General features: G+C 59.0%; 6 protein-coding genes and 1 pseudogene. 4 read left to right on the top strand and 3 right to left on the bottom strand.

Annotated elements, in window-relative coordinates:
• Positions 1–79 precede the first annotated feature (79 nt).
• Positions 80–559 (top strand): annotated as a pseudogene (locus CXY70_RS00110) (IS3 family transposase); the annotation flags it as partial.
• Positions 560–876: 317 nt separating this feature from the next.
• Here the strand turns inward: CXY70_RS00110 and cynS are convergent.
• Together cynS and CXY70_RS00100 are read right to left on the bottom strand one after the other, a co-directional pair.
• Positions 877–1347, bottom strand: a complete 471-nt coding sequence (gene cynS, locus CXY70_RS00105) for a cyanase (RefSeq protein ID WP_104190395.1) — start codon at positions 1345–1347, stop codon at positions 877–879.
• Positions 1348–1381: 34 nt separating this feature from the next.
• Positions 1382–2041 carry a carbonic anhydrase gene (locus tag CXY70_RS00100; RefSeq protein WP_104190394.1) on the bottom strand — a complete coding sequence of 220 codons (660 nt, stop codon included), beginning with the start codon at positions 2039–2041 and terminating at the stop codon, positions 1382–1384.
• 111 nt (positions 2042–2152) lie between these two features.
• Here CXY70_RS00100 and cynR point away from each other — a divergent pair, with 111 nt between their 5' ends.
• The 3 genes from cynR (at position 2153) to CXY70_RS00085 (ending at position 5837) form a co-directional block, all read left to right on the top strand.
• Positions 2153–3028: a transcriptional regulator CynR gene (cynR, locus tag CXY70_RS00095; RefSeq protein WP_104190393.1), complete on the top strand. Its 876-nt coding sequence runs from the start codon at positions 2153–2155 to the stop codon at positions 3026–3028.
• A gap of 1124 nt (positions 3029–4152) precedes the next feature.
• Positions 4153–4770, top strand: a complete 618-nt coding sequence (locus CXY70_RS00090) for a recombinase family protein (protein WP_104190392.1) — start codon at positions 4153–4155, stop codon at positions 4768–4770.
• Between the two features lie 698 nt (positions 4771–5468).
• On the top strand, positions 5469–5837 hold the full coding sequence (locus CXY70_RS00085) for a hypothetical protein (protein WP_104190391.1): 369 nt from the start codon (positions 5469–5471) through the stop codon (positions 5835–5837).
• Positions 5838–6107: 270 nt separating this feature from the next.
• Here CXY70_RS00085 and CXY70_RS00080 read toward each other — a convergent pair whose 3' ends face one another.
• Positions 6108–6386 carry a hypothetical protein gene (locus tag CXY70_RS00080; protein ID WP_104190390.1) on the bottom strand — a complete coding sequence of 93 codons (279 nt, stop codon included), beginning with the start codon at positions 6384–6386 and terminating at the stop codon, positions 6108–6110.
• Positions 6387–6625 lie beyond the last annotated feature (239 nt).

The following is a 6625-nucleotide window of genomic DNA, read 5'->3' as shown; positions in this document are numbered from 1 at the left end:
GCCGACATCTCAACCCCGAAAATCAAATCTGACCAGCACCATTACAACCAACATCGGCATAGCCCCAAGGTCGGCATAGGATATTACCTACATTCACTCCTGGCAAGGATTCATTTATCTGGCGACCGTCATTGACTGCTATTCGAAGAAGGTCGTCGGCTGGTCCATCGCCGATCACATGCGCACCGAACTCGTCGCAGACGCCCTCTGCAACGCCGCCGCAACGACCCTGATCGAGCCTGACGCGGTCTGGCACTCCGACCGCGGCAGCGTCTACACCTCGGCCGAATTTCGGGCTCTGGTGACCGGCCTGGGGATGCGGTTGTCGATGGGCCGCACGGGCGTGGGTTGGGACAACAGCATGGCCGAAAGTTTTTTCTCGATGCTCAAGAACGAGCGTGTTTACCGCACCGCATATGCCACGAAATCACAAGCCCGCAGCGATGTCATCCGCTATATCGAAGGGTTTTACAACAGTCGACGCCGGCACTCCGCGCTCGGTTACCGCAGGCCTAACGAAGTCCACTATGGTCATCAGCAGCCAGGATTGGCAGCGTAGAAGAATCCACTAATTCCGCTGTCCGAAATGCCCGCGGCAGCTCAGTACTACCGGTTCGAGTTATCTGGGATGATTTCGAGCACCTTCGGGTTATAAACAGTGAAACGCCTTCGGGCTGGGTCTTGAGCCCGTATCGACGGCGAGCGGGCTCGCCGAGTATCTAGGCGTGCAGGCGCAGACGATCCACAATCTGCGTATCGACGGACGCGGGCCCCCCGGCAGGTTCGTCGGGCGGAGTACATGATTGGTTCTTGCCCACGAGGCTGTTACAGGGGATAGGCGACGGCCCCGATCGAGAGGCCGCCGCCAAGCCGGGTTCAGAAGGGTTTGGTGGGCAAATATTTTCCGTCGAGGGTGATCACGGCACGTGAGCCGCCGTCGGGGTCTTCAACTTTCTTGATGTCTAGTTTGAAGTTGATGGCGCTGATGATGCCGTCACCGAACTGTTCGTGGACCAGGGCCTTCAAAGTGGAACCGTAGACCTGCATCATTTCGTAAAACCGGTAAACGGTGGGGTCGGTCGGGATACCGCCGGGGTTGCTGCCGCGCAGCGGAATTGTCTGCAGCAGCATTGCGGCGTCCTTGCCCAGACCCAGCCGCTCAGCGACGATTTCCGCAGCGGCTTCGGGCAGCGGATGCTGACCGAGCAGGGCGGCGGTGACGAAGACAAGGCTCAGGCCAGTGCCATCGGTCAGTTCCTGCCAGGAGAGGTCCTTGCGCATCTTGGCGTCGATGATGGCGGCGGTCAGTTCCTCGCGCGGAGCCTGGGTGTTCTGGGAATGAATCATGGTGTTTTCCTTTTCTTTTGGTGATAGGGGGTGGTTAGGCGGCCAGGCCGGAGACGGCTGGCGTGGCATAATCCTGCGTATTGCCCGCAAGTGGGACAAAATGGCCGGTGCCACCGTGCAGGGTGTCCATGCAGCCGGTTTCGATGTCGTAGACCCAGCCGTGGAGGTTTAGCCGGTTCTGATCCAGAGCCAAGGCGACGGAGGGATGGGTCCTGATGTTGGTCAACTGGGCGATGACGTTGCCGCGGACCATGGCCTTCAACGACTCCCGGGCCGATCCGTGGGTGCGGGCAGCGTTGACGGCCTTCGCCGCGTCGGCGCGGGCAAGCCAGTTGGCCACAGCCGGCAAGTGGTCCAGGTTCATGTTGGTCGAGATGGCAGTCATCGCTCCACAGTCGGAATGGCCACAGATGATGATGTCCGTGACGCCCAGGACGGCGACCGCGTACTCGACTGTCGCGGAGACACCACCGGGCTCCGGGCCGTAGGCGGGCACTATGTTGCCGGCGTTGCGGATCACGAACAGGTCACCCGGTTCCTGTTGGGTCAGCAGCTCTGGCACGACCCGGCTATCCGAGCAAGCAATGAACAAGGCCTTCGGGTTCTGGGCGGTGGCCAGCTTTTTGAAGAGTTCGGAACGCGCAGGAAAGGCCTCTCGTTGGAATTTCAGAAAGCCTTCAATGATGTCGTGCATGGGCTGCCTCCTCGACGGTTTTGGGATGAGTCAAGGATGACGGACAGTCTCTATAGTGTCCAAGACCTCTTTATGATAGATTCAATAAGTAATTTCTATAGTTAGAGAATCATGATATTGCGCCACATTCGTTACCTGGCCGCGGTCGCGGAACATCAAAACTTCACTCGCGCGGCCGAGGCGCTCCATGTCTCCCAACCGACGCTGTCGCAACAGATCAAACAACTGGAGAACTCGTTGCACGTCCAGCTCTTGGACCGCTCCGGACGGACCGTGCGGCTGACAGACGCTGGCGAGACCTTCTTGCGCTATACCCGCCGCGCCCTGCGGGACCTTGACGCAGGAACCCGGGCCATCCACGACGTGGAGGACCTGAGCCGTGGATCGCTCCGGTTGGCGATGACGCCCACGTTCACCGCATACCTAATCGGTCCACTGGTCGAACGCTTCGGCACCCGCTATCCCGGCATCACATTGAGCCTGCAGGAGATGACCCAGGACCGCATCGAGGTGGCACTGGCCGAGGACACCCTCGATCTAGGCATCGCATTTGCCGAGGTGCGTTCGTCCGAGATCGAGGCCCAGGAATTGTTCGTCGAAAAGCTCGGCTTGGTTGTCGGCAACAACCACCCCCGCGCCGCACAGCAGGCACCCATGACCCTACGGGAGTTGGAACAACAGGAGCTCGTGTTGCTCAGTAGCGACTTTGCGACGCGGCGCCACATCGACCTGCACTTTCGGGAACACGGAGTTGCCCCGCGCATCGCGATCGAAGTCAACTCTGTCAGCGCGATCATGGAAATCATTCGTCGTGGCCAGCTCGCCACCATGCTGCCCGAAGCCATTGCCCGCGAACAGCACGGGCTCAACCCTGTTGCCGTACTGCCCGCCATTCCACACCGCACCGCAGCCCTGCTCCGAAGACAGGGTGCATACATGAGCGCAGCCAGCCGGGCTTTCACAGAGCTTATATCGACGTGGAGTTAGCCGCCTGACCCTGCCGCGGCCAACGCAGCCACCCTCAATTCACCTGTTTGACATCACCCATGCGTTATAGAATCAACGAGGGTGATGGGTGGCGCGAATCATCGTCGCGGGGGTTCTGCCGGTATCTGCGCTCGCCTGGGCTCACCTGTTGGAGAACGCATCTGTGCGGCGAACCACACAAGTATATGGTGGCTTGACTTACACACTTATATTCAATGTTTATTGCTCCAAGACCCACCGAGTCCGGCCGAGATGTTGAGATAATGGTGACGACATCTCACACAAGAGGCTCCTGATCAGACCGAGATTAGTCGAGCTCAACCGAGGCTTGAGTTCGCACGTGATCTCCGTAGAAAAGGACTCGGCGCAAACCGTCGGTCCCGGGTTCAAGTCCCGGCCGCCATGCTGTAATTTGAATCTGATCAGAGTTTTAATTCGGCCAAAATCGTCGAGATTTGATGATGAGAACTTCGGTCCCGGGTTCAAATCTCGGCCATCTCTCTAAAACCGCCGTTGATCAGACTTTTCGTGCGCCCATGAATAGGTCTAAATCGGCGTATTTCGCGTCGGTTCTGGGTTCAGGTCTCAGACACGATAGTCGAATTCCGCATGATCAAGTGTTTCCCGACCCCATTGTTGAGATGTGACTTGATGCACCCATTGTTTATCCACTGTTTACTCGAGAATATCCACCGTGCTCGGGTGCCCGTAGAGGTTGCGCGTGACTGAGTTCGAGACATGTGGGATGACCTAGATCACCTTCGGGTCACGGGGATTACACGTCTCCGCGGGATCGGCTTTGATTTCCAGTTCACGTGGGCTGGCCGGGTTTCGCGGCGTGCTTATACGCGTGCATCATCTCGTACCCATCCCGAACAAACGCCAAATGAGGACACAGGGGTATGCTCCGTCTCGTATCCGGTGGGAATTGAGACACTTTGACGAGACAGGTCAACGGGGCTTAAACGTGCGGAGCGGCATGGACCACGTCCCTTTCAACGACTGGGCTATGAGCATCGTCGGCCGATGGCTGCCGATTGGGAGGCGTGTCTCACAACGTGTGTTTCTACCGTCCACTACCATTCTGGTAGGCCAGGACGGTTGCGAGACATCGGGAGGCGTCAATGACGAAGCTGATCGGGTACGCGAGGGTCTCGACCAAGAGTCAGACGACGGACAGGCAAGTCAGCGATCTGATCGCCGCAGGCGTTCGTCGCGACGACGTCTATGTTGATCGCGGTGTAAGTGGCGGGCGGGCACGACGACCGGAGTTTGACACGGCCCTAGACGCCCTTGAGGGTAGCGACACTCTCGTTGTCACGACGCTTGACCGTTTGGGCCGGTCGACAGCCAACATGCTGGAGCTCGCGGAAGCNCGGTCGACAGCCAACATGCTGGAGCTCGCGGAAGCGCTGCGCACGCGCGGTGCCGCGCTTCGCGTTTTAAACCTGGGCGGGGGAGACGTGGACACGAGCACACCGATGGGCGGCATGGTGTTCACGGTTATGGCCGCGTTGGCCGAGATGGAACTGGCCATCAAACGCGAACGCATCGTCGATAGTGTCAATAAGCGTCGCGCGGCCAGCAAGGATCTCGGCCGCCGCCGCCCACAGTTCACCGAAAGCCAAATCCTCAATGCCCGGCGCCTGGTCAACGCGGGCGAATCCGCCACGCAGGTCGCGCGAGATTTGAGCATGTCGCGTGCCACTTCGTATCGAAGAATTTCCGCACTCGGTGCGTGAAGCTCGACTATGTTCGCGGGTGAAGCAATCGGAATTTGCGTGATAACTTCCTCGAGGTGACGCGCCGAGAGTCGTCTTCGGGGTGGTGACCTTCCGTCCCGGATGCCCCCCTTCACCGGGCATTTTCTCAGGCGGGTTATACGGGCATGGAGTGTCGCGAAACCCTCCGAGGAACTGTTGGTATTCCCTGCGTGTTCGGGCTTTTCGGTGGTCGTCCCCCTAACGAGAGGGTGCAAAACGAGCTGTCTCCGCCTTGGACAGACCGCGCCGCTGTCGAAAATTGATGTGAAACGTGTGCTCTCTGCCCTGCCGCTCGTTGCTCTCGTCGCATCCTCCGCGCCACATGATTGATATTCGCCGTTCAATGTCTCCTTGTGTCGACCAAAACGCAGCGGTCAACGGCGCGCTGGCCCTTTGCTCTATTCACGACGGCCAGCGGGGATCACCGCGTGGGTACGATGCCGGTAGCCGAAGCCTGATGCCGCAGCTACGATCAGCTGACTGTTAGGTTCGAGCGTATGCGCTTCGATATTCGTCAGATCTCAATATTTGCACTCGCTGGGGCGTTCGTGCTGTGCTCTAGTGGATGCGTCAGCGCCCCACTCCCGAGCGTTGACTCTCACGCTCCGTCGTCTGCGCCGTCCGCGCCGGTGCCTGTGGCGACGCCAGCTGAGGCAAACCAAAACGACTCACCCCAAATGAGCGCGTTCGAGCAGCAACTCCCGCTCACCGGGCAATTCGTGACTCAATGGACTGAAACGGTTGGCTCTGTCGAGATCGCGCGCCACAGTGACGGCACGATCAAGGCGACTCTCACCGACTTCAGTACAGGAACCTCGCCGAACCTGAGGCTCTATCTCAATGAAGGCGACCTGGTCACCAACGCCGATGGAGCTTGGACGACCGATGTTGGTCTCAGTTATGAAATCGCCCCCGTCATGGCATCAGCCAGTCCGCAGGAAGTTGAGATTCCTGGCAGCAACTTCATGAACGAGATTCACAGCGTCACAATTGTTGATTACACGAGTCCCGACTTCCTACATTTTGGCTCGGCGCCGCTGGGATAACCGCCGGAATAGGGGCCCTTGACGTACACCGCTGTGAAACTCGGTCACCGTGGATTTATCCGACGGGCGCAGAGAGCGTCGCGTGCCCTGTGACGGCCAGGACAAATGGAGAATGGTGTCTCGACACAGTTCAATTCCCGTATGAGGTTCCCCCCGCGGGCTAGTCGAGGCGTCGGCCGCAGCGGTACGAGTTGATTTCCGTGCGTCTAGAAGGTGGAAGCGGTAAATGGCGTGCCGTCGAATCCCGGAGTCGAGGTCGATTGGGGGAGGTCAAGGAGTTGTCGTAGCCATCAGGTCTGCGGCGACCTGCTCGGCCTCGGATGCAGTCTCGAACATCAATGTTAACGGGCTGCTGCTGAGGGCATCCTTCACGAGCGGTGCAGAGAGGACCTGGCCATCGAGGACAATCGCCAAGTTCTTGTCTAGCGCTTCCTGAGAAGCTTCGCTGAGCGTGTCGGTATCTGTGTCATTGAGATCAAGGTGCACGGAGTGTGTCGATCCCTGGTTGTCGGAGGGCGTTACGGATTCCGGCGTGATCACACCCAGCACGTCTGATAGCTCGTATGTGATGGTTCCTACCTGGTCGCACCCTACGTGCCAGGGTTGGGTGAGGCCAGTACCTCAGAGCAAGTCCGCCGTGTGACGTAGGGCGAGAATCAGGAATCATCACCATGTCCAGCCCGTCTTTCATCGCCGTGCGCGACGAGAGTCCTATGAGTAGTCCCGGACCCCGAGCTGGTGGGCCGACCTCACGAAGGTCGTTCACCCCAGCGCAGAAGCTGGCGTAC

This window comes from Cryobacterium sp. Y82, from assembly GCF_002929495.1.
GTDB classification, from domain to species: Bacteria; Actinomycetota; Actinomycetes; order Actinomycetales; family Microbacteriaceae; genus Cryobacterium; species Cryobacterium serini.
Note: the sequence above shows the minus strand (reverse complement) of the source record. Positions and strands in the feature narration are given on the sequence as shown.

What these genes read in the sequence shown, in the direction of transcription:
- CXY70_RS00085 (WP_104190391.1), top strand. Translation starts at nt 5,469, where the DNA reads ATGAGCGCGTTCGAGCAGCAACTCCCGCTCACCGGGCAATTCGTGACT.
- CXY70_RS00100 (WP_104190394.1), bottom strand. Translation starts at nt 2,041, where the DNA reads ATGCACGACATCATTGAAGGCTTTCTGAAATTCCAACGAGAGGCCTTT.
- cynR (WP_104190393.1), top strand. Translation starts at nt 2,153, where the DNA reads ATGATATTGCGCCACATTCGTTACCTGGCCGCGGTCGCGGAACATCAA.
- cynS (WP_104190395.1), bottom strand. Translation starts at nt 1,347, where the DNA reads ATGATTCATTCCCAGAACACCCAGGCTCCGCGCGAGGAACTGACCGCC.